Here is a 22,441-nt window from a genome sequence, read left to right as displayed (position 1 = left end):
CAGCGGAGGTAACCTTAATAAGCTCGCGGTTGTTCGCAGAAATCGGAAATCTATTGATAGCCTGAAGAAGCTTCTTAGCCTATTGATCTAGGTAAATAGACTTTGTCTACGTTCTAAGTCTAGGAGATCTCCTAGTTTGTCTCATATTAGCGGGCTAAAATAGCTATACTTTGGTAAGCTTTTAAAATCAGGGAGTCGCTAATGCTCTGATCCTCATAATTACTAATTAAAAGCTGTCCATGCTGATAATCCCTAGGAAGTTCTATAGTAAGCTCCTCAGCATAAAAATTATTGAGAACAAGCATTTTTTGTCCTTCAAATTCCCGTTCAAAGGCATAGACCTGCTCACTGTCTTTAAATGCAGCCTTGTAGCTTCCTTCAGCTATCAGTGGCATTTCTTTTCTAAGTCTAATGAGTGTTTGATAGAAGGGGAAGATCTTACCATTCTTCTCATTTTCAACATTGATCTCTTTGTAAGATTTTCCCACTTTCAACCAAGGTTGGCCACTAGTAAATCCTGCATGTTGACTAGCATCCCATTGCATAGGAGTACGTGAATTATCGCGGGACTTAGCCTGAATGATCCTAAAGGCCTCGTCTGGCGTCTTACCTTCATCTAACATGATTTGATAGGCATTCAAACTTTCAATATCCACATAATCTGACATGGAATGATATTGCGGATCCAGCATGCCAATTTCTTCACCCATATAAATATAAGGGGTGCCACGAGATAAATGAATGGAAGCTGCTAACATGGTAGCTCCTTCATTTCGGAAGTTCTCCACGTCCACAAAACGGTTTAGGGCTCGGGGTTGGTCGTGGTTATTGTAAAACAGAGCATTCCAGCCATTACCAGCACTCATGCCTTCACCCCAAGAATGGAAAAGATCACGAAGGGCGATAAAGTCAAAATCCATGATTGTCCACTTTTGACCATCCTGGTAATCTACCTTTAGATGATGAAAATTAAAGGCCATGGACAACTCTTCACGTTCTGGAGCAGTGTAAAGAATGCAATTTTCAATGGTGGTGGAAGACATTTCGCCAACCGTTATAAAGGAATCATCTTGACCAAAGCTGGCTTGATTCATCATTTTCAAATAGTCATGGGTAATGGGTCTATCAGTATAAGCTGGCTTGCCATCATTGATTGGACAATCTGTAAGGACTTGGTCTTTACCAATCAGGTTAATCACATCAAAACGAAAGCCCTTAACCCCTTTATCACGCCAGAAATTAACCACCTTAAACAATTCCTCACGAACATTTGGATTTCGCCAATTCAAATCTGCTTGTGTCACATCAAATAAATGCAGATAGTATTTGCCAGTATCCCCAAAAGGTGCCCAGGCATTCCCTCCAAATTTAGACAGCCAATCTGTCGGTTGATCCCTTAAAATAAAGAAATCTTGATAGTACGAGTCCCCTGCCAAGGCCTTTTGGAACCACTCATGTTCTGTCGAACAATGATTGAGTACCATATCCAGCATAAAGTCAATCTTATACTCTTGACCCACACGAATGAGTTCTTCAAAATCTGCCATTGTCCCAAACTCAGGATTGACAGCTTTATAATCTGAAACATCGTAGCCATTATCCCTTTGTGGGCTTGGATAGAATGGATTCAGCCAGACCATATCAATTCCCAATTCACTTAAATAAGGGATTTTCTCAATAATACCACGAAGATCTCCCACACCATTACCCGTCGTATCCTTATAGGATTTTGGGTAAATTTGATAAAGGACTTTACTTTTATCTATTGTCATCTCTAAACCTTTCTTAAAATAGATACAGGAACTGTTGTCAGTTCCTGTATCTTTTATTGGGACAGATTATTTTTTCACTGCTGTCATTAACTCTTGATTACGAGCAACCTGACTTGGTAGAGTGAACTTAAGCTCTACTTCATAGGCATCTTGATTGGTCACCACAAGAGGCGTTTCTGTTGCATAACCAGCCGCTTTAAGAGCCTCCATATCAATGGAAAGCAATTTATCACCAGCCTTGACCATATCACCTTGCTTAACGTGCGAAGTAAAACCTTTACCTTCAAGATTTACAGTATCCATACCAACATGCATTAAAATTTCAAGACCCTCAGTTGAAGCAAGGCCTACCGCATGCTTAGTTGGAAAGAGCACCGTTACCTGACCATCTACAGGAGACACCAGCTCCCCCTCACTAGGTTGAATAAGCACCCCTGGTCCCATAATCCCTTGAGCAAATACTGGATCAAGAGCCTCACTTAAAGGCTTAACCTGACCTGTTAAAGGACTTTTTAGGAGAACAGCAGTAGCTGATTTAGTCATTGCACTGCTTGCTTGAACAGTTTCTCCTGTATTGATAGGATTTCCTGGAGCTGCAGCCGCTTTAAGAGCAAGATCATCCATTCTTGCTTCATCCTCAGTCTTCGTTAAAATATGTGACTTACGGAAGAAGAAAGTTAAAGCTACCGGAACAGCAATGGCTACTGCCATACAGATAAAGAAAGGAATCATATACTTAGCATTAATAGACATGAAGCCTGGAAGGCCACCAACCCCAATAGCATTGGCTTGAACATTGAAAGTTGTTGATAATAAACCAGCAATACCAGAACCCGTCATTCCTGCTACAAATGGGTAAATATATTTGACGTTAACCCCAAAGAGCGCAGGTTCTGTGACACCAAGGTAAGCAGAAATTGTCGCAGCAAGTGACACTTCTGCTTCACGTTCATCATGACGATTCATTAAATAATAGGCAAGTACTGCTGAACCTTGAGAAATATTAGAAAGAGCAATCATTGGCCAAAGACCAGTTGTATGTGTTGCTGTATCAGCAATTAACTGGGTATCAATAGCATTTGTCATATGGTGAAGCCCAGTGATAACAAGTGGGGCATACAAAGCACCAAAGATAGCACCAAACAACCACTTAACAGGACCAGTTAAACCTGCAAGAACAACAAAGGAAATACCCTTACCAATTGTCCAACCTAGAGGTCCTAAGACAGTGTGCGCCAGAATCAGTGCTGGCACTAATGATAAGAAAGGAACAAAAATCATTGAAATGACTTCTGGGATACGTTTTCGCCAGAAAATTTCAAGATAAGAAAGTGACAAACCAGCTAGTAAAGCAGGAATGACCTGTGCTTGATAACCAATACGGTTGATAGTGAAAGAACCAAAATCCCATACCCAGTTTTTAGCAATTTCTGAAGCAGGAGTGCTTGCCACTGCATAGGCATTAAGTAATTGCGGAGAAACCAAACAGATACCAAGAACGATACCAAGAATTTGAGTTGTTCCCATTTTACGTGTTACTGACCAGGTAATACCTACTGGTAAGAAGTGGAAAATCGCTTCACCTGGTAACCATAAGAAACTATTAACACCATTCCAGAAAGGTGAAACCTTTACAATGGTATTCCAAATAGGATCCCCAGCTGCGTCAAAAAGAAGTTTCCCTTTTTCACTTTGTTGCCCAAGAAATTCAAATGGAACACCCTCAAGAATATTACGGAAACCTAGGATAAGACCGCCAACAATGATAGCTGGGATAATTGGCGTGAAAATCTCTGCCAACATGGTCATCACACGTTGAATAGGATTCTGGTTACTCTTTGCAGCTGACTTAGCAGCTTCTTTAGAAACCCCTTCAATACCCGAAACAGCAGTAAAATCACTGTAAAATACTGGCACATCATTACCAATAATCACTTGGAATTGGCCTGCATTAGTAAACGTTCCCTTAACGGCAGGAATTTTTTCAATTTCCTTAACATTGGCCTTGCTATTGTCAACCAAAACAAAGCGCATACGTGTTGCACAGTGTGTTACAGCCTTGATATTTTCTTTTCCACCAATAGCGGTTAGAAGATTCTTAGCATCATTTTCAAATTTTCCCATTTGACTTCCCCTAGGTCCCTTTTCTCCACTTTAATCATTTGACCATGATTAAATAAAAAAATAAAAGTTTGAAATTCTTAAGTAGAATTCAGTCTACACCACAATTGTAATCGATTGCAAACTTGTAGGCAAGTTGTTAGCTTGAAAAAGAGAGCATTTTTGGTAAAATAAATGCAGTTGTATGTCTTAAAATAGACAAATTAGAAAGAATAGCATAAGATGAAAAAATACGAACATATTTTTAAAGACTTAGAAGCAAAAATTTCCAAAGAAATATATGCCATAGACGATTTCCTTCCCACAGAAATTGAACTCAGTCATGAATACCAGGTCAGCCGAGACACTATTAGAAAAGCCTTGAGTCTCCTAGCCAAAGCAGGATTGGTAAAGAAAATGCAAGGACGTGGAACACAAGTCATTAAACACCACCACATTCTATTTCCCATATCTGAGTTAACCAGTTACAAAGAACTAGTTACTTATTTCAATATGGACTCTAAAACCAATGTTATTGCCATTGATAAACTCATCGTAGACCAGGCTATGTCTAAATTTACTGGCTTTCCAGTACATAGCTTCATCTGGCGCATAACACGGCAGAGACTTGTGGACGGGGTTGCCTCCGTTTTAGATATTGACTACCTAGATAAGGGTTTAGTCCCCACAATCAGTCGAGAACTTGCCGAAAAATCACTCTATGAATACCTGGAAAAAGACTTGCACCTAGACATTGCTTTTGCCTTAAAAGAAATCACAATTGATCAAATCAATGATCGGGACAAAATTTTGTTAGACCTGGGTTCAGATCAGCATGTTGTTTCTGTTAAGTCCAAGGTCTATCTGGCCAACAATAACCAATTTCAATTTACAGAAAGCCGTCACAAACTAGAGAAATTCAAATTTGTAGACTTTGCAAAACGAAAATCAAAATAAAGAGGCATTTGGGAGAAAAATACCTAAACTAAGTGAATAAAGACAAAAAAATTGGGACACTGCTAGAATGCAGATCCCAGTTTTTTGATGAGAATCCTTCTTAGATAATTTCTTTACCGGCATTGGCACCAGATTGCAGGTTAAAAATTCTTTCAATATGAACAATACCAACTGCTTTTGGTTCATTCATCTTCCCCTGTGCCCAAAGCTTTGCTTCTTGGTAAATAGGGCCAGAATTTTTGAGCTCTGCTCTTCCCATAAAACGATAGCCCTTTAGGGCCTGGCGATCTATAAAGGCAACTTCAATTTTGCCATTATCCTGAATATTTTCCATGGTTTGGCCGCCAGTATTTTCATTAAAAATCAATGTTTTATCATCATAGTAACGCATAGATCTTTTAGGACCAATATTAGGGTTTCCCAAATGGTCTACTGTTGCTACTACGGCTAATTCTCTAGTAATTAGCTCTTTCATTTCTTCTGTTATCATAACACGTCCTCCTTCTACTTAAATCATACAAGATTGACAGTTTTTACTATCATCAAAGTGCTCGTCATCCGCATAGCTTTCACTTCCTGCCAAGACCTCCTGCCTTACGCGAACATAATAAATAGAGGCACATTTTTGTCTATAGGCCTGAATGTAGGCCCTATTCAAATCCCTGGTACTAGCTTCTTCTTTCATAAAAAGTGTCAGCGAGATCGCTTGATCAACATGCTTTTGTGCTGTTGAAACAAGATCAATGATTGGTTCTGGCCCCAGATCATAGGCTCCCCTTTGATAATACTTATAATTTTCCTCAGACAATTGGTAGGCTGGCACATAAACCCTTCCCAACTTACCCTCTTTTCTCACCTCCACTGGAGAAACCACTGGCTGTAAGCTAGGAGTACATGATGAAAGGTAACTAATAGAACCTGTAGGGGCAACGGCTAGTAAATGTGAGTTGGCTAAGCCATATTTTTTAATGTCTGCAACCAAGTCCTGCCAATCTTTTTGATCTGGCAAAGCAAAATCATACTGTTTGAATAGTTGCCTTACCTGCTGCGTTTCTGGCTCTACAAGCTCTTTCGTGTATTTCTTAAAATAAGAACCATCTGCATAAGCCGACTGGCTAAAAGCTTGAAAAGCCCCATGTATTTTTGCAAGATTCATAGAAGCTTTAAAGGCATAATAAGCCATACTATAGAAAAAACAATTGGTAAAGTCAATGGCTTCTCTGGAATCATAGTAAATCCCATTAGTAGCTAGAAAGCCGTGGAGATTCATAGCCCCTAAGCCCAGAGCATGATTAGCATTATTGCCTTTTTTGATAGATGGAGCACAATCCAGATTGGATGAACGTGACACCTGATCAAGTGCTTTTATGCTATTTGTAATCAGACTTTCAAAATGCCTTCCATCCAACATAGCTTCCGCAATATTTATTGAAGCCAGATTGCAGCAAACATCCTGTCCCAGCTCTTCAAAAGATAAATCTTCACTAAATTGACTAGCTGTATTAACCTGGGCAATCTCCGTGCATAGGTTAGACATAACAATCCTCCCCTCCTTATGGAGTGGATTTCTACGATTGACCGTATCTTCAAACAAAATATAAGGGTAGCCTGATTCAAACTGTAATTCCGCAATCATCTGAAAAAGCTGTCTTGCCTTAATATATGTTTTTTTGATATTAGGATTCTGAAGAAGCTTATCATACTCCTCTGTGATAGAGATATCTGACATTGGTTTGCCATAGACCCGCTCAATATCATAAGGAGAAAAAAGAGCCATATCCTTATTAGCCTTTGCTAATTCAAAAGTAATATCAGGAATAACTAGCCCCAGAGACAAGGATTTAATGCGAATTTTCTCGTCCGCATTTTCCCTTTTACTATCCAAGAAAGTCAAAACTTCCGGATGATGAGCATGCAAATAAACTGCCCCTGCACCCTGTCTTTGCCCTAACTGATTGGCATAAGAAAAGGAATCTTCTAGGAGCTTCATAACTGGAATAATACCTGTGGCCTGATTCTGAATATGCTTGATCGGCGCACCAAATTCTCGTAAATTAGTCAATGATAAGGCAACACCACCTCCTCTTTTGGACAACTGTAAGCTGGTTGAGATAGCTCTTGAAATAGATTCCATATTATCTTCAATCCGCAATAAATAACAAGATACAAACTCTCCACGTCTCTTTTTCCCAGCATTTAAAAAGGTCGGTGTAGCTGGTTGAAAACGGTGCTTTAAGATATCATCCAAGATGGAAAGAGCCAGTTCTTCTTCTCCTCCTGCCAGAAACAAGGCATTCATAAGAGCCCTATCTTGAAAATCTTCTAAGTAATACTTGTTATCATCTGTTTTTAAGGCATAGCTATTATAAAATTTCAAGGCCCCCATAAAAGTCTGAAAGGGTAGGACATCTTGCTTAGCTTTCTCAAAAATCTTATGGATAAAAGAAATATCATAGCTTTCCAATAAATCAGCATCATAATAATGGTGCTTTTTGAGGTAGGCCAATTTTTCATCTAAGCTGTCAAAGGTGAGAGTATTGGGTTTAATCTCATCTTCTAAATAGCATTTAATGGCTTCTTTATCTGCCCCAAAATGATAATGACCATTCTTATCTTTAAAGCGAGTCAGGGCATTATAGGACAAATAGTTTTTTCTTTGATTCATTCTTTTCCTTTCTCAGTCGTTTTTAAATAATTTTTGACAAGGTCAACATCATATTTTGTTCCCAGTAATTCAAACTGGTGTAAGAGGGGAACCTGCAACTTCTTAGCAATAAGCTGACCAGCTAAGGCAAAGGTATCTCCAAAATTAGTATTGCCAGAACCTATTACCCCTTGGCAGAAACCTCGATTTCTTTTATCATTCAAGAAGTGAATAACCTGCTTTGGAACTGCTCCTTTTATATCTCCTTTACCCCCAGCATAAGTTGGCACAATTAAAATATAGTTTTCTGTCACCTTAAGTGGGCTGCCATCAAGTGGAATCTGTAAACTAGGACAAGACAATTTTTCAACAAAACGCTTGGTGTTGTTGGAACGTGATGAGAAAAAGACTACTAATGGACTACTAATATTAAAATTCCCAATCTTCATCTTCAGTTTCCTCTCTAAGCCCCATGATGTAAGAAGATCCATTGCCAGAGAAAAAGTCATGTGTTTCATCTGCCCTAGCTGATAGCTGAGCAAAAATTTCTGGCGAAACATAGGTTTCTTCTTCAGAAAAAGGGGAGTCATAGCCTAGGTTTTGCAGAAATTTGCCTGCATTATAAATACTGAAAGAAATGGCCTCCTGAGCAATATCAAAACCTTCATAAAGCTCATATAAAAATGTTTTTTCCAGATCAATTAATTCATCTAACAATTGAAAAACAAAGCTTTTCATCTCTTCTTGCTTATCCTTTGGAAGCAATTTAATTTTTTGCTGATACTTGTAACCACTGTAATAATTATGAATAACCTTATCACGAAGAATCAACCTGATAATATCAGCTGTATTAGGTAAGATGCCTCGGGCAGTCAAATAAAATGGTAGATAAAAACCTCCATATAGCAAAAAGCCCGGCATCATTGCAGCTGCTACTTTTGACTTCAGAGGATCATCACCCTGATAATAGGGAATTAATTTTTTTGCACGCGCCTGTAAGCTAGCTGTCTCAACCACCCATTCATGAGCTTCCTCAATCTGCTGACTACTGCATAGGGTAGAAAAAATACTGCCATAGGACCTGGCATGAACAGCCACCATGAAGGCAAAGTTGGCATAGATAACCTGTTCATGATCTGTTTGTGCATGTTCAATCTGAGAAATATCTCCAACCGTAGCCTGTACAGTATCTAAGAGGGTAAGCCCAGTGAAAGTTCTAATAAGCAGCTCTTGCCATTTGGGATCTAATTGTTTCCATGAGCTCAAATCATTGGATAAAGGAATCTTCTCAGGTAGCCAAAAATTCTGAGTGACCCTATTCCAAACCTCCAAATCTTTTTCATCTTGCAGTTCATTCCAATTAACAGAACGCATGCTAGCCTTTTCCTTACCTAGGGCATAAGATAAAGGTGATTGAGACTTTTGATAGTAATTTAAAACCATAAAGCACTCCATTTGAATCTAATTATTTTTTATTTTTCTATACAAAAAACCTCTCAAGAACAGATGCATTCTTGCGAAAAACATCCATCTTGAAAAGTTTAATGATAGCTTATTCTTAACTCCAGGCATTGATCCCATTGTTAACTGTGTTATTGTAAAGCAAAGTTTGAACCCTTGATTTACTTTCTCCGATTTTCTGTTTTCTTAACAGGCTTGAATTAATAATAACACAAAATATAGGGGTGTTCAACCAAAAACAATACTAAATATAGTATCTAAGCAAAATGTAAAATAAATAAAAATTAACTTTTTTAGGTACACTTAATTTTTATAGTCCATGACAGTTGATTTTGAGAGCTCCTTTTCAAAAAAGAAGAAAAAACAGGAAAATAAATAAGAGCAAAAAATGGAGCTCAAAAAAAGAAAAGCCATCAAATAATTAATTTTCTAAAAATTATAAATCGCAAAGCAGAAACCCCAAAAAAACTGAAATAGAAGATAGAGACCTTTCTTGACAGATAGACTTTTACTTTACTACAATAGCTGTATGTTAACATTTTTAATACCAACAGCAAAAGAAATGAAAATTCCTGAGAAAAGTTTTTCTCCCCAGATTCCAGAAAAAAGTAAGACTATCCTTGAAGCCATGCTTTCTCTTTCTATGGACCAATTGGCAAAAGCCTATAAGCTCAGTCCCATAGCCAGCCAAAAAGAGAAGGAACGTTTGGAAGCTATTTACGCTTCTACAAGTCCCACTTATCCAGCCTATCAACTCTTTAACGGCCTCATGTATCGCTATATAAAACGTGAAGACTTAGAACAAAAATACTATGACTACTTAAGAAAACACGTCTTTATCACATCAGCCCTCTATGGCATTATTCCTATTGATTTCCCAATAGCTGAGCACCGCCTCGATTTTCAAACAAAGATAAAAATAAAGGAACTGTCCTTAAAAAACTTTTGGCGTCCTGACTACGATACCTTTCTCAAGAACAAAAATACTATTATTTCCTTATTATCAAGTGAATTCGAGGGAGTTTTCTCCAAAGAAAAAGAGCAATTGTGGATAAGTATCACATTTATGGAAGAAAAAAATGGTATCTTAAAGACTCATTCGACCATTTCGAAAAAGGCCAGGGGAGCTTTCCTAACAGCCTGTATGGAAAAACAGATAGAAGAAGTCGACCAATTAAAAAAACTAGCATTCAACGACTTTGCCTACTGTCCAGAAAAATCAACTGACAATAAATTTATCTATATCAAAAAAGAAGCCTGAAACTACCTGCTGCTTCAAGAATGAGATGGTAAAGACTGCGACTTCAGGCAGATTGACAGCATTGAAAACAAAAAGGACTTCCTTTTCTAAAACTAGAAAATGAAATCCTGAATAACTATTTGATCTAAACGATGGGAGTTTCTAGGAAAACTCCTCTTTTTTTATCCACAAAAACCCGACTTATTCACAACTTGTGGATAAGTATGAGGATAATTAGGGGAAAAGCTGTCACATCAGATTTAAAGCAGGGAGAAATCTAGTTTTTTTGAACTAATCTCTTTTAACTTGCTCATAAGATTGGTCTCCATCATTTAACTTCTCCCAAATAACAACTTGACCTTTTTCTAATGATTTTTGAACATCAATAATCCGCTGATTAGAAGAACCTCTGAACTGTAGCATGAGATTTTTCTTACTAATATCAAAACGACCATCCACCAGAATATCAATGAGACTTAACATCTCTAATTTATCTTCTGTTTCTTGCATCATTTCTTCCCAAGTATAGCCCGTCCACGACCAGATATCTTTTTCTGGCAATTCCATTCTGATGCGTTTAATCAAGGGAATCAGAATCCCTGTATTTAAAAAAGGCTCCCCTCCTAAAAGGGTTAATCCTTGCACATAGGGCTGCGCCAAATCTAACATAATCTGCTCTTCAAGTTCTTTGGTATAGGGAATACCCGCATTAAAGGACCAAGTCGCAGCATTATAGCAACCCTGACAATGAAACATACAGCCAGAAACATAGAGGGAATTTCTAACTCCTTCACCATCAACAAAATTAAAAGCCTTGTAATCAATAATCCGTCCCTGGCTTAGCTCTTCAGCCTTCCATTCCTTAGGTTTTGGATTATCCCAACACTTTTTCCCCATCTAAACTCATCACTCCTTTATCCAATAACGTTGGCAATTTCCTCTTGTATCTTGATACACACCATTATTGGCCAAAATTACTGCTCGACTTGCTAGATTAGCCTCGTCACAGGTTAAGAGTACCTCCCTTATCCCTTTTTGTCGGGCAATAAGCAGAGCTTCTTTTAACATGTTTTTGGCATGAGCCTGCCCACGTCTAGAGGGTCGGTCTGACAGAGTAACCAATATGACCATCTCTTTCAAGAAGATTTTGATTAAGAGTCAGCCTTAAACTTAAAAATCCCAGAGGTAGATTATCCTCATCAAAACCCACGAACTGGATAGAAGGTACCAAACCATCTTTAAGGTTAAAGCCAATCTCCAATTGATAATTTCTTTCCAGCCAATCCTCATAATTAAAATGTTCCCTATGCCAGAAACCACCATCATGGGCTGACTGATAGGCTTCAAACTCTGCCATCATTTCTAAAATGGCCTCTTGGTCCTCTAATAGGGGTCTTCTCAGTTCCATATTTATTCTCCTATTTCAGGTAGATTCAGGTCTAAGCTACCATAGCTCTCTGGAGACTGACTAATTTGCTGACAAATCCAATGGCTGAGCAAACTTGTCTCAGGCTTTACAGGGTTTACACCCTCTTTAATAGCCCTGATAAAGGCGCCTATTATAGACTCAAAACCTCTCTTGTATAGGGTTCTATCCCAAGAACCAAAAGACATTTTCTCTTGATGATTTCCTTTAAAAATAGTCAGTTCATCTAGATTTTCCAACTGATAAGTTGCCTCAGCTGTTTGTATTTCCATAAGTTCACGACGACTGCCAGATTGTAGGTTCATTGAAATACTAATCATTGAAAAAGCTGTTGTCAACTCTACAGATACCTGACTCAAAAGCTCTGACTCCACGTGATATTGAAAACTTCCCCTCAAAGGTTCTTCACCACTTAAAAATAGAGCAGTATCAAGAGGATGAATAAAGAAATCAAATAGCTTAAAAGTCAATACTCCAGGTCTATTGACATCATTTTTCTCCACTCTCACTTTACGTTTGCTTGACACAGTTGACAACTCCTTTACACGAGGAGCAAAGCGTCTATTAAAGCCAGCCATCAGAAAAGTTCCATTAGCTTTAGCTAGTCGATAGAGCTTGACTGTACTTTCAAAGTCCTCTGTCAAAGGTTTATCCATATAGACTGGTATACCTTCTTTTAAAAACAATTGAGCCATCTCAAAGTGTACCTTGGTAGCAACATGTATAAAAACACCATCTAAGTTAGCTTGAGATAAGTCCTTTACATCAGTGTAAAGATAAGATTTACCAAACAATTGGCCAACTTCTCTCCTAACCCTCTCATTTCTGGTAAAAAGATGCCATTCTATATCTTTTAATTGTCTCATATAAGGGAGGTAAGCTTTCTGAGAAATATCACCTAAACCCACAATACCTATTTTCAGCATGATAACCCCTCCTTCAATGACTCTAATTCTTACTTACTCTTTTTGGTTTTCTCCAAAAATTGTCTTTTCAGCGCTTGAACTTTTGTTTTCTTATCTGTTTTTTTCGTGGAATGTTTCTCGTGAAACTTTTCTACTGCTTGCATTCCCTTATAATCTAGTTGGTATTTTCCCATTACTCTTCCTTTTTTATCACTATTATTAAAAGGTTACTTAAAGAAGTAACCTAAGCTTAAAATATCTATCATACAGTGTTTTTGATTACTTATATACCAGGATATTTAATTGTTGAACCATTCATATGTTTGACACGAGCTGCTATTTCCTTATGACGTCCCTTAACCATTGGTCGTGCTTGAGGATTTCCCAAGTAGCCACAGGTTCTTTTCACCACATCTACTGTTTTAGGATCGTTATTCCCACAGTTTGGACAGGTAAAGCCCCGTTCTGTTGGTGTGAAATCTCCTTCAAACTGACATTTATAACACTTATCAATAGGCGTATTTGTACCCAAATAACCCACACGGTCATAAGCATAATCCCAAACAGCCTCTAAAGCTTTTGGATTTTGTTGAAGGACAGGATATTCACAGTAGTGAATGAAACCACCTGAGGCTCCAGCTTCTGGATAAACTTTTTCAAAATCCAGTTTTTCAAATGGTGTTGGATTTTTACGAACATCGTAGTGGAAGGAATTAGTATAATACTCTTTATCAGTTATGTTTTCAAGGATTCCAAACTTCTCAGTATCTAAACGACAAAAGCGATCTGTTAAACTTTCTGATGGTGTTGAATAAACAGAGAAATGATAACCATATTCGTCAGACCAAGCTGTACAAGCTTCTTTCATCTTCTTGATAATGGTTACTGTAAAGTCTTTAGCCTCTTTATTGTCTTCCCATTCTCCCCCGTAAAAGACCGAAGCCACCTCGTAAAGACCTATATAGCCTAAGGAAACTGTTGCTCTGCGGTTTCTGAATAATTCATCAACATTTCCAGTCTTTGCCAAACGTTTGCCAAATGCTCCATATTGATAAAGAATAGGTGCATTAGCAGGACTAGCTTCTTTAACACGTTCAACCCTGTAAACCAGAGCATCTTTTCCAATAGCCATTCTTTCTTCAAAAATTTCCCAGAACTTATCCATATCACCGTTTGATTCTAGGGCAATACGAGGTAAGTTAAGGGTCACAACACCTAAGTTCATACGGCCTGAATTAACTTCTACGCCATTTTCATCCTTCCAACCTTGAAGAAATGAGCGGCAGCCCATTGGAGCCTTAAAGGATCCTGTTAAATCGATGATCTTATCATAGGATAACATATCAGGATACATCCGTTTTGTAGCACATTCAAGGGCTAATTGTTTGATATCATAGTTAGGAGAATCTTCTTCTAGGTTTAAACCACGTTTTAATGTAAAGATCAGTTTTGGAAAAATTGCTGTACGGTGCTCACTTCCCAAACCATTAATTCTAATCGCCAAAATAGCTTTTTGAATTTCCCTTTCAAACCATGATGTACCAAGACCAAATCCTAGTGAGGTAAAAGGTGTTTGCCCATTAGATGTAAAGAGCGTGTTAATCTCATACTCCAATGACTGCATGGCATCATAGATATCTTTTTGTGTCTTTTTATAAGCATACTCTTCTCGCTTATCTTCAAGCACCCACTTCTCAGCATCAGCCATATGTTTCTTGTAATTTAATTCAGCATAAGGAGCTAAGAATTCATCAATACGATCAGCTGTACAGCCTCCGTACTGACTAGAAGCAACATTGGCAATGATTTGTGAAATCTGTGCTGTCGCTGTTTGGATTGACTTAGGACTTTCAACCTCTGCGTTCCCAATTTTGAACCCATTTGCAAGCATACCCTTAAAGTCAATTAAGCAACAATTAGTCATGGGTGTATAGGGACTATAATCTAAATCATGATAATGAATATCCCCTTTTTGATGGGCATTTGCCACATGTGGTGGCAACATTTTTAAGCCAATAGATTTACCAACAATACCTGCTGTTAAATCACGTTGGGTATTAAAAACATCACTGTCCTTATTGGCATTTTCATTGACCACAGATTGGTCCTTATTTAATAATTTATCAATTGAAAAGTTAATATCCGTAGCTTGTGAGCGTGCAAAATCACGTTGAGTCCGATAATTGATATATTCCTTAGCTATAGCATATTCATTAGCTGCTAGTAATTCATGCTCAACGATATTTTGAATTTCATAGATCTTAATATTGTTTGGGAAACGCTCTTGTATCTCAGCAATAACACGTTCAGAAATAGCTTCCAGCTTGGCCTCAAGTAAAGGAGACATCTTAGTCACTTGTACACTGGCTTTCAATAAGGCACTATAAATTTTTCCAGTATCAAAATTAACCAAACGTCCATCTCGTTTGATCACTTTAATGTCTGGCTGAACGATTACTCTATCTTCTTCTTGTGTCATTTTTTCATTTCTCCTTACTGGACTATTATATCACTCAATAAAAAAAAATCAATATCTTGTGGTAATATTTTAATCCAAACACAAGATATTGATTTATCCTTATTTTTGTTTATAAATATGAAATCCCTTTACAGCAAGCTTGGTGTCCCTAATATAATTTTTTCTCAACAATTTTTGAATTGAAAGAGGTAATTTTTTAGTCCTATTATGCACAAAATAAATGGCACTATTTTGCAACAATTCATCCTCTAGAATTTTTTGATGCTCTTTACTTTGCAAATTCACATATGGTGATGCAAATTGCGAAGCCGATTTGAGCTTACTATCTAAATAAATTTTTGAGGAATCATCCCAAACATAAATTTTCTCAGACGAGCCGACTTTTTGAGAAAGATAAGCTGCAACTTCTTGCCTGGCTGATCCTTGTTCAAACTGTTTAAAACCTTCTTGACCATTTAAGAATAAAGAAAGGAAGATCAAAACTAGAGGCAAATAGATAAACTTAGCAAAATAAATCCCTAATACCCGACCATTTCCTCTTTTATTCCTAACCCTACGGTGTGAGCTATGGCTTAATTGAGTATTCAATTTTTCACTAATGGGAATAGATATTAAGATCAGACCAAAAGGTAGGTAAAATAGGAAAAGATTGAGGTGATAATCCAAGGTCAAAACAGTCATGACTGCATAAGCTATAATGACAAAAGTCAGCAACCACTTGATCAAGGAATCTTCAACTTCCTTACGCTGTCTAAAAAATTTAGTCAAGCCTGTTAAAATACCAAAACCAAGTAAAACAAAGAATTGTAAAATACAAGCAAGAAGCAGAGGAAGAGTACCAACTTGAAAATAAGTAAACTGGTACTTAATAGCCTGTGCCAAGTAAGGACCTAGTATCTGTAAGTTTAAGATAAAGTAACCGGCAGTATAAAAAACCAGAAGCATTCCAAAAATAGCAGCTAAGAGTTGATAGAGCCCACGCCCAATTTGCTTTTCTTTACTATTATAAATAATAATAGTAAGAGAAGACAGAGCCCAAAAAAGAAGAGTTCTAGGCTCAATTAACATAGCAACCGCTCCATAAAAACCAAATAAAATAAAGGTTTCATCTTTTGTTAAATTGACAAAATACTTGGTCAAAAACCATAATGACATCAAAACAAAAGGAAGAGCAAATTGCACAGGGTAAAGGCCGCCAAAACCAATACTTACTGAAACTAAAAAGTACACTAATGTAAAGGCAGAAGCCACTTTTTGGCTACTAGAAAAATAGTTTACCAACTTATAAAAATAAATGCCCGTAAAATAAAAAGCAATTATTTCAAATAGGAGTAAACAGAGCGTTGAACCTAGAAGATAACTAATAGCAATTAGAACAAAATAAACTAAGCCACCTGTTGTAAAGACATCACTATAAGGAACCTGCCCCTTGGTCAGCATCATCCCAATGTAGAGATTTTGTGATTGCAAGCTATTGGCACCATCTGTAAAAATAGGCAGAGCAAAGCTCAGTAAAGCAGCTATTAAACTATAAAATAGAATGTAAAGTTTATGCAGTCCAAGAACCTTTGTTTCATATTTAGTGGTATGTAAAGTTGGACTGTCATTGTGGTGACGCAAGTTTTGTCCCTTAAGACTATCATCATTCATCTGACTCACACGTTTTCTCCTTGAATTGTCATAGAATAAGTATAACAAAATATAGTATTTAGTCAAAAAGAATTTTAATAGAATTAAACTTCTCAGAAAGACCAAGCCCACCTCAACCTGACTAGTCATATTAAGAAGATAGACAAGGTAAGAAAGCTTATTTATCAGAAAAATCTTATGACAGACAAAGCTCTTTGCCAACCTAGTGAGCCCTTAGACTGACTGTGTCGAGAGATGCTAAAAACCTTTTATTTAACAGCACGATCCTTTTGAACCTCAGGTCACAAAATAAAGAACATAAGATATCAAAAAGAAATAGCTCTCACCCCCATCACCCAAGAAGTGTATCAAAAAAGGCTTCTTTCAAACTGAAGTCTTCTTTTCACTATTTGCTGGAAACTTTATTAGCCTTTTTATCAATAAGAAAAACCCTTAGAGACAGAAGATCTAAAGGCTTTTTCTTCAATTTGAGATTCCAGAGGGTCTTTTACTTAGTCTTCGTCTAAAAAGCTATTGAAAACTTCTTCAATCATATCCCACTCAGCATCAGAATCCTCAGGAATAGGTTGTAAGTCGCCTTCAGTGCCATCTTCATTTTCTGTAAATGAATAAGCTTGAATTTCAATTTCTCCTGATTCATCTTCTTCAGAACCAGCAGGTACTAAAAGAACATAATTTTTACCAAATTCTTCTTTACCATCAATGGTTAATAAAATTTCAAATAAAGATTCATTACCTTGTTCGTCAACCAGTGTGATAACCTCATGTTCGTGGTTATGATCATGATGATGTGTCATTTTTTTCTCCTTAAAAGGTTCTATCTAAATAATTCTGTAAAATCAATTGCGCTGCTAACTTATCAATTACTTTTTTACGCTTTCCTCGACTGATATCAGCCTGCTCTATCAGCATTCTTTCAGCCTCAACTGTAGTGAGTCGCTCATCCTGATATAAAACTGGAATATTAAAAAGTTTTTCGATTTTCTCACCATATGTTTTACTAGCTTCCACACGAGGACCGCTAGTATTGTTCATATTTTTAGGGAGGCCAAGAACAAATTTATCTACCTTATACTCTTTTACAAGCTCTTCAAGGTGTTCAAATCCATATTCATTTTTATCTTCATCAATCTTGATGATTTCAAGTCCTTGAGCTGTAAAACCTAAGGGATCACTTATTGCTACACCAACAGTTTTAGAGCCAACGTCCAATCCCATTATTCTCATTTAACATCAATTCCGTTTCCTTGTAGATAATAGCGTACAAGCTCTTCAACAATTTCATCTCGTTCGTATTTACGGATTTGATTCCTTGCATCATTGTATCTTGGAACGTAAGCAGGGTCACCACTTAATACATAACCTACAATTTGATTAATAGGATTATAACCTTTTTCCTCTAATGATTGGTATACGGCTGTAAGGGTTTCACTTATCTCCTTTTTATCACCATCATCTAATTTGAAGCGAACCGTCTCATCTGTAAATCCCATACTTACACCTTCTTTCTAAATTAAGTACTCTGATTCATTATAGCTTATTTTTTCTATTTTAACAAGAATTCTAGCCAAGAGTCCGAAAAAAATATGATGCCTCCTGCAGTTAAAAAGGCATTAAAACTAAGCTAAAAGGACCTAACCCTGTGCAGTACAGGATGAAGTCCTCAAGGTCATATTTATTTAGTTTTCTACAAGCAGCACAGGCTTGAGTTTTTTTAAAGAGCCGCGCGAAGACGTGCTTCAGTATTTTCAATGTTACGGATAGAACGAGGTAGAAAAGCCCTAATATCATCTTCCTTGTAACCCACTTGAAGACGTTTATCATCAAGTAAAATAGGACTTTTAAGAATACGAGGATTGTCCTGAATTAAATCAACAACTTCACTAACACTCAATTCATCAATAGTGCAATTCAATGCCTTAGCGTAACGATTCTTAGACGAAACGATACTTTCAACTCCATTTTCAGTTTTTGATAAGATTGCCAGTATTTCTTCTTTTGTAAGTGGTTCTTTCCCTAGATTTTGTTCTTTATATGGGAGCTTGTGGCTGTTTAACCATGTTTTGGCCTTTTTACAGCTCGTACAACTTGAAATCGTATATATTTTTATCATGTTGTTTCTCACTTTCTTTTATCGTGATAAGTTCATTCTAACACAGTTTATATTTTTGAACATAGGTCTTCGGACCTATTTTGCAGGTTTAAAGTTTATTTTCCAATCAATAATTCCATTTATGGCAGCTAACATTCGGATTTGAAACCTATTAATCCTAAAAATTAAGCTTTATAAAATGAAATTCTCTTCTTTTCTCTATTGCTTTCTGTCTAAGTAGACAAATTTCTTTCAAACCCACACTTCTTTGATCTGCCAAGAAGGAAGCAAAACTCCCCCTAAACTGATTATTTAAAAGGCAAAAGCAAGTGGCAAATTACTAACAACTTTCCAACTAAAAAAACAGTCCGCTGGACTGCCTTATTAATCTTCTATTTCAATAGCATCAAGCTCTAGAACTAACTCATCCTTATCAGCTTTTTTATCTTCAGCTGCTACTTTCTTAGACTGAACACTTTCATCTTCTTCAATAAGCCCAACAGCAACCCTTACCTTATGGTCAATTTCCTCAAAAATCTCAGGATTATCTGCTAAGAATTTTTTAGCATTCTCAGAACCTTGACCAATCTTATCTCCTTGATAAGAGAACCAGGCACCTGCTTTTTGAATGATATCCATGTCTGATGCGATCTTAATAAGCTCACCAGTCCTAGAAATCCCTTCCCCATACATTATTTCAACTTCTGCAACCTTGAATGGCGGAGCAACCTTGTTTTTCACAACTTTAATTTTTGTTTCTTTACCAATACTGCTATCTTTTTGATCTCCAGTACCTTTGATTTGTGTATTACCACGAACATCTAGACGGACAGAAGAATAGAATTTCAAAGCACGGCCGCCAGGGGTAGTTTCTGGATTTCCAAACATAACGCCAACTTTTTCGCGAAGTTGGTTGATAAAAATTGCAATTGTTTTTGTTTTGTTGATAGAGGCAGATAATTTACGCATGGCCTGACTCATCATTCGAGCTTGTAAACCAACGTGGCTGTCCCCAATATCTCCGTCAATTTCAGCACGCGGAACCAAGGCTGCTACAGAGTCCACAACCACTAAATCAACCGCTCCAGAATCAATTAATTTTCCAGCAATTTCAAGTCCTTGCTCTCCTGAATCTGGTTGAGAGAGTAGAAGCTCATCAATATTAACTCCCAAAGAGGCTGCATAGGCAGGGTCTAGTGCATGTTCTGCATCAATAAAGGCTGCGATCCCTCCCTCTTTTTGAGCCTGTGCTACCGCATGTAATGCAACAGTTGTTTTACCTGATGATTCTGGTCCATAAATCTCAATAATACGACCTTTAGGGTAACCACCTGCTCCCAGAGCAATATCCAATGCCAGACTACCTGAACTCATGACCTGAACTTTTTGCTCAGCTCGTTCACCTAAGCGCATAACAGCGCCTTTACCAAAGTCTTTTTCTATATTTTTTAAAGCATCATCTAAGGCTTTACGACGGTCATCACCAAATTTTTTAGTGATTTCTTCTGTTTTCTTAACTTTTTTTGCCAAATCTTTCTCCTCTTCAAAAGGGAACTTCCTTTGAGATTGGAATTTTTCCAATCATTTTCTCTTCCCACACTATAAGTTAGTATACCAAATTTCAACTATTTAATAAAGTTTTTAGGACCAAGTTGAATGCATATAAACTTGCAATCTGCCTAATGTCATAGCGACTTCGTTGTCCTATTCGAACCTCTATTGATTCCACTGTTTTTTCGGTAGCAATTCCTATGAAAACTGTTCCTGCTTTATGACCTTCCAATTCATCTGGACCCGCAACACCAGTCAGACCAATAGCAATATCAGAAGCTGTCAATTTCCGTGATTGTTCTGCCATCTTTTTAGCCGTGAAATGACTAACAACTCCATGTTCTTGCAGCTGGCTAAGTGGAATGTCTAGCATTTTTGCCTTTTCCTCAATGCTGTAAGTAACAAAACCACCCTTAAAAATTTGCGACGCCCCTGAAAAATCTGCCAGGTTGGCTTGGAATAAACCTGCCGTCAAACTTTCTGCAGCGGTCAAAGTCATAGCCTTTTCTTTTAGTAACTCAACAACCTGTCGGGCTAAAGAATTGTCCTCTCCGTATCCATACAATAAGTCTGCTAATTTCTCACCTTCTAAGGTTTTTCTTTGCAATAGCTGAGCTTCTAAGCTATTGAGCTTGCTGTCTGCAAGTTCTTGATTGTCAGCCTTGGTTGACAAGCGAAGGGTTACCTCACCAAGCTTAGCGTAAGGGGCAATGGTTGGATCCGTTTGATTGTGAATAAAATCAGATAGAATCGTGACCAGGTGACTTTCACCTATCCCAAAAAACCTTAGAACTCTAGAATAAAGCTTATTATGATTTGTTGACAAAATAGGGAGCAAATACTCATTGACCATGGGTTTTAGTTCACTAGGAGGACCAGGTAAAAGCACATAACTGACACCATTTACCTCTAAAAAACCACCCACAGCAAGCCCAGTAATATTTTGTAAAGGAAGAGAACCTTCAATTATTTGTGCCTGCCGCTCGTTATTGGGAGTTCTTAAAAATTTTGAGCGACTTGCAAAAAAGTGATCTAATTTTTGATGAGCCACGGGATCAAAAACGAGTTCCTTCTTTAAATATTTAGCTAGGGTTTCTTTGGTTAAATCATCTTCTGTCGGGCCAAGTCCCCCACATAAAATGACTAAGTCACTTCGTTGACTGGCAATATCTATTACAGATAGAAGTCTATCCTCATTATCACCCACAGCAGTTTGAAAATATATATCTATCCCTAGATCAGCCATCTTTTCAGATAAAAATTGTGCATTAGTATTTACAATCTGCCCCGTTAATATTTCCGTCCCTACTGCAATGACTTCAGCCTTCATAGTACCACCTACTTATCTATTCGTAATTTGTTTCCATTTTATCACAAAAAGTAGACAATTTATTTTTTCAAAATCGGCTTCTTAAGAACGACTTGTTAGCTCTCTTAAAATTATAGACAATTAGGAATCAATGCACCATGAATGTCATGGTGCATTGAACTTTACTCTATAAAACAGCCTAAACCGATTGTGTTCTAACGTCACTTAAGTTTATGGCTCTAGCTCTCAAACGAAATAAAATAGTAAAAACACCACTGGTTCTTCTCCAGTGGCATGAAAAATCATTTAAAATCACAGTCTTCTTCATGATCATTGATCAAACCAGCAGCTTGCAAAAATGAATAGATAGTCTTTGGACCTAAAAATTTAAAACCTTGATTTTTCAAGTCTTTAGCCAGAGTTTTTGATAATTCTGTTTGAGCCGGCACTGGATGATCTTTGTTGATAAGGTTGTCAATCGGTTGACCACCCACATAATCCCATAAATATTTAGAAAAACTGCCATACCGTTCTTGAATTGCTAGCACAGCTTTTGCGTTAGCCACGCTTGCTGCCAGTTTAAGCTTGTGGCGGATGATTTGTGGATTCTGTAAAGCGTCAGCCATTTCTTTATCAGAAAAAGCAGCCACTTTAGCTATATCATAGTTATGAAAAACCTTCTTAAAAGCTTGGCGTTTCTTCAAAACAGTCAACCAGGAGAGACCAGATTGGTAACTTTCCAAGCAGAGCAATTCAAAGAGTTTCTGGTCTTTCATTACGGGTTTTCCCCATTCAAAGTCATGATAATGACAATAAATTTGATTGTCAACAGGTACCCAGGAACAGCGTTTCAAT

Annotated in this window: 19 protein-coding genes and 3 pseudogenes; 2 read left to right on the top strand and 20 right to left on the bottom strand. The window is 37.3% G+C overall.

The window, feature by feature from the left end; translation table 11 throughout:
* Positions 1–146: 146 nt before the first annotated feature.
* From treC to treP, 3 genes and pseudogenes are all read right to left on the bottom strand, one after another.
* Positions 147–1,772, bottom strand: coding sequence for an alpha,alpha-phosphotrehalase (gene treC / locus HBN42_RS04405; RefSeq protein ID WP_165993862.1), 1,626 nt, complete (start codon positions 1,770–1,772; stop codon positions 147–149).
* A gap of 66 nt (positions 1,773–1,838) precedes the next feature.
* Positions 1,839–2,291: pseudogene (locus tag HBN42_RS10305) on the bottom strand (PTS sugar transporter subunit IIA); the annotation flags it as partial.
* 104 nt (positions 2,292–2,395) lie between these two features.
* Positions 2,396–3,896: pseudogene (gene treP / locus HBN42_RS04400) on the bottom strand (PTS system trehalose-specific EIIBC component); the annotation flags it as partial.
* Between the two features lie 219 nt (positions 3,897–4,115).
* Between treP and treR the strand changes: the two are divergent.
* Positions 4,116–4,829 carry a trehalose operon repressor gene (gene treR / locus HBN42_RS04395; RefSeq protein WP_165993860.1) on the top strand — a complete coding sequence of 238 codons (714 nt, stop codon included), beginning with the start codon at positions 4,116–4,118 and terminating at the stop codon, positions 4,827–4,829.
* A 100-nt stretch (positions 4,830–4,929) separates the two neighbouring features.
* Here the strand turns inward: treR and HBN42_RS04390 are convergent, their stop codons facing one another.
* The 4 genes from HBN42_RS04390 to nrdF are packed head-to-tail and all read right to left on the bottom strand — an operon-like array spanning position 4,930 to position 8,916.
* Positions 4,930–5,319 carry a pyridoxamine 5'-phosphate oxidase family protein gene (locus HBN42_RS04390; protein WP_165993859.1) on the bottom strand — a complete coding sequence of 130 codons (390 nt, stop codon included), beginning with the start codon at positions 5,317–5,319 and terminating at the stop codon, positions 4,930–4,932.
* Between the two features lie 18 nt (positions 5,320–5,337).
* Positions 5,338–7,494, bottom strand: a complete 2,157-nt coding sequence (nrdE, locus tag HBN42_RS04385) for a class 1b ribonucleoside-diphosphate reductase subunit alpha (RefSeq protein ID WP_165993858.1) — start codon at positions 7,492–7,494, stop codon at positions 5,338–5,340.
* Entirely contained in the window at positions 7,491–7,922 is a 432-nt protein-coding gene (gene nrdI, locus HBN42_RS04380) for a class Ib ribonucleoside-diphosphate reductase assembly flavoprotein NrdI (protein ID WP_165993857.1), read from the bottom strand. Before nrdI ends, nrdE begins: the two co-directional genes overlap by 4 nt.
* A complete protein-coding gene (gene nrdF, locus HBN42_RS04375) occupies positions 7,903–8,916 on the bottom strand; it encodes a class 1b ribonucleoside-diphosphate reductase subunit beta (RefSeq protein WP_165993856.1) in 1,014 nt (337 codons plus the stop codon). Before nrdF ends, nrdI begins: the two co-directional genes overlap by 20 nt.
* Before the next feature lie 547 nt (positions 8,917–9,463).
* On the opposite strand from nrdF, the gene yaaA reads away from it, so the two are divergent.
* Entirely contained in the window at positions 9,464–10,195 is a 732-nt protein-coding gene (gene yaaA / locus HBN42_RS04370) for a peroxide stress protein YaaA (protein ID WP_165994179.1), read from the top strand.
* A 270-nt stretch (positions 10,196–10,465) separates the two neighbouring features.
* Here yaaA and nrdG read toward each other — a convergent pair whose 3' ends face one another.
* From nrdG to HBN42_RS04305, 13 genes and pseudogenes are all read right to left on the bottom strand, one after another.
* Complete coding sequence (nrdG, locus tag HBN42_RS04365) at positions 10,466–11,071, bottom strand: anaerobic ribonucleoside-triphosphate reductase activating protein (RefSeq protein ID WP_165993855.1); 606 nt, start codon at positions 11,069–11,071, stop codon at positions 10,466–10,468.
* A gap of 9 nt (positions 11,072–11,080) precedes the next feature.
* Positions 11,081–11,582, bottom strand: a pseudogene (locus HBN42_RS04360) (GNAT family N-acetyltransferase).
* 2 nt (positions 11,583–11,584) lie between these two features.
* On the bottom strand, positions 11,585–12,526 hold the full coding sequence (locus HBN42_RS04355; protein ID WP_165993854.1) for a Gfo/Idh/MocA family protein: 942 nt from the start codon (positions 12,524–12,526) through the stop codon (positions 11,585–11,587).
* 29 nt (positions 12,527–12,555) lie between these two features.
* A complete protein-coding gene (locus HBN42_RS04350) occupies positions 12,556–12,699 on the bottom strand; it encodes a hypothetical protein (protein ID WP_165993853.1) in 144 nt (47 codons plus the stop codon).
* A gap of 89 nt (positions 12,700–12,788) precedes the next feature.
* Positions 12,789–14,984, bottom strand: a complete 2,196-nt coding sequence (gene nrdD, locus HBN42_RS04345; RefSeq protein ID WP_165993852.1) for an anaerobic ribonucleoside-triphosphate reductase — start codon at positions 14,982–14,984, stop codon at positions 12,789–12,791.
* Positions 14,985–15,083: 99 nt separating this feature from the next.
* Positions 15,084–16,643, bottom strand: coding sequence for a DUF2079 domain-containing protein (locus tag HBN42_RS04340; RefSeq protein ID WP_165993851.1), 1,560 nt, complete (start codon positions 16,641–16,643; stop codon positions 15,084–15,086).
* A gap of 482 nt (positions 16,644–17,125) precedes the next feature.
* On the bottom strand, positions 17,126–17,431 hold the full coding sequence (locus HBN42_RS04335) for a DUF1292 domain-containing protein (protein WP_165993850.1): 306 nt from the start codon (positions 17,429–17,431) through the stop codon (positions 17,126–17,128).
* 10 nt (positions 17,432–17,441) lie between these two features.
* Positions 17,442–17,861, bottom strand: a complete 420-nt coding sequence (ruvX, locus tag HBN42_RS04330; protein ID WP_165993849.1) for a Holliday junction resolvase RuvX — start codon at positions 17,859–17,861, stop codon at positions 17,442–17,444.
* Entirely contained in the window at positions 17,858–18,127 is a 270-nt protein-coding gene (locus tag HBN42_RS04325) for an IreB family regulatory phosphoprotein (protein ID WP_165993848.1), read from the bottom strand. Before HBN42_RS04325 ends, ruvX begins: the two co-directional genes overlap by 4 nt.
* A 221-nt stretch (positions 18,128–18,348) precedes the next feature.
* Positions 18,349–18,747: a transcriptional regulator Spx gene (spx, locus tag HBN42_RS04320; RefSeq protein ID WP_165993847.1), complete on the bottom strand. Its 399-nt coding sequence runs from the start codon at positions 18,745–18,747 to the stop codon at positions 18,349–18,351.
* Positions 18,748–19,110: 363 nt separating this feature from the next.
* A complete protein-coding gene (gene recA / locus HBN42_RS04315; protein WP_165993846.1) occupies positions 19,111–20,256 on the bottom strand; it encodes a recombinase RecA in 1,146 nt (381 codons plus the stop codon).
* A gap of 91 nt (positions 20,257–20,347) precedes the next feature.
* Positions 20,348–21,607, bottom strand: a complete 1,260-nt coding sequence (locus HBN42_RS04310; RefSeq protein ID WP_165993845.1) for a competence/damage-inducible protein A — start codon at positions 21,605–21,607, stop codon at positions 20,348–20,350.
* 281 nt (positions 21,608–21,888) lie between these two features.
* Positions 21,889–22,440: a DNA-3-methyladenine glycosylase I gene (locus tag HBN42_RS04305; protein ID WP_165993844.1), complete on the bottom strand. Its 552-nt coding sequence runs from the start codon at positions 22,438–22,440 to the stop codon at positions 21,889–21,891.
* Position 22,441: the final 1 nt, after the last annotated feature.

Source organism: Streptococcus catagoni (assembly GCF_011421425.1).
Lineage (GTDB): Bacteria > Bacillota > Bacilli > Lactobacillales > Streptococcaceae > Streptococcus > Streptococcus catagoni.
The sequence above is the reverse complement of the archived record's forward strand: the minus strand, read 5'-3'. Positions and strand labels throughout refer to the sequence as shown.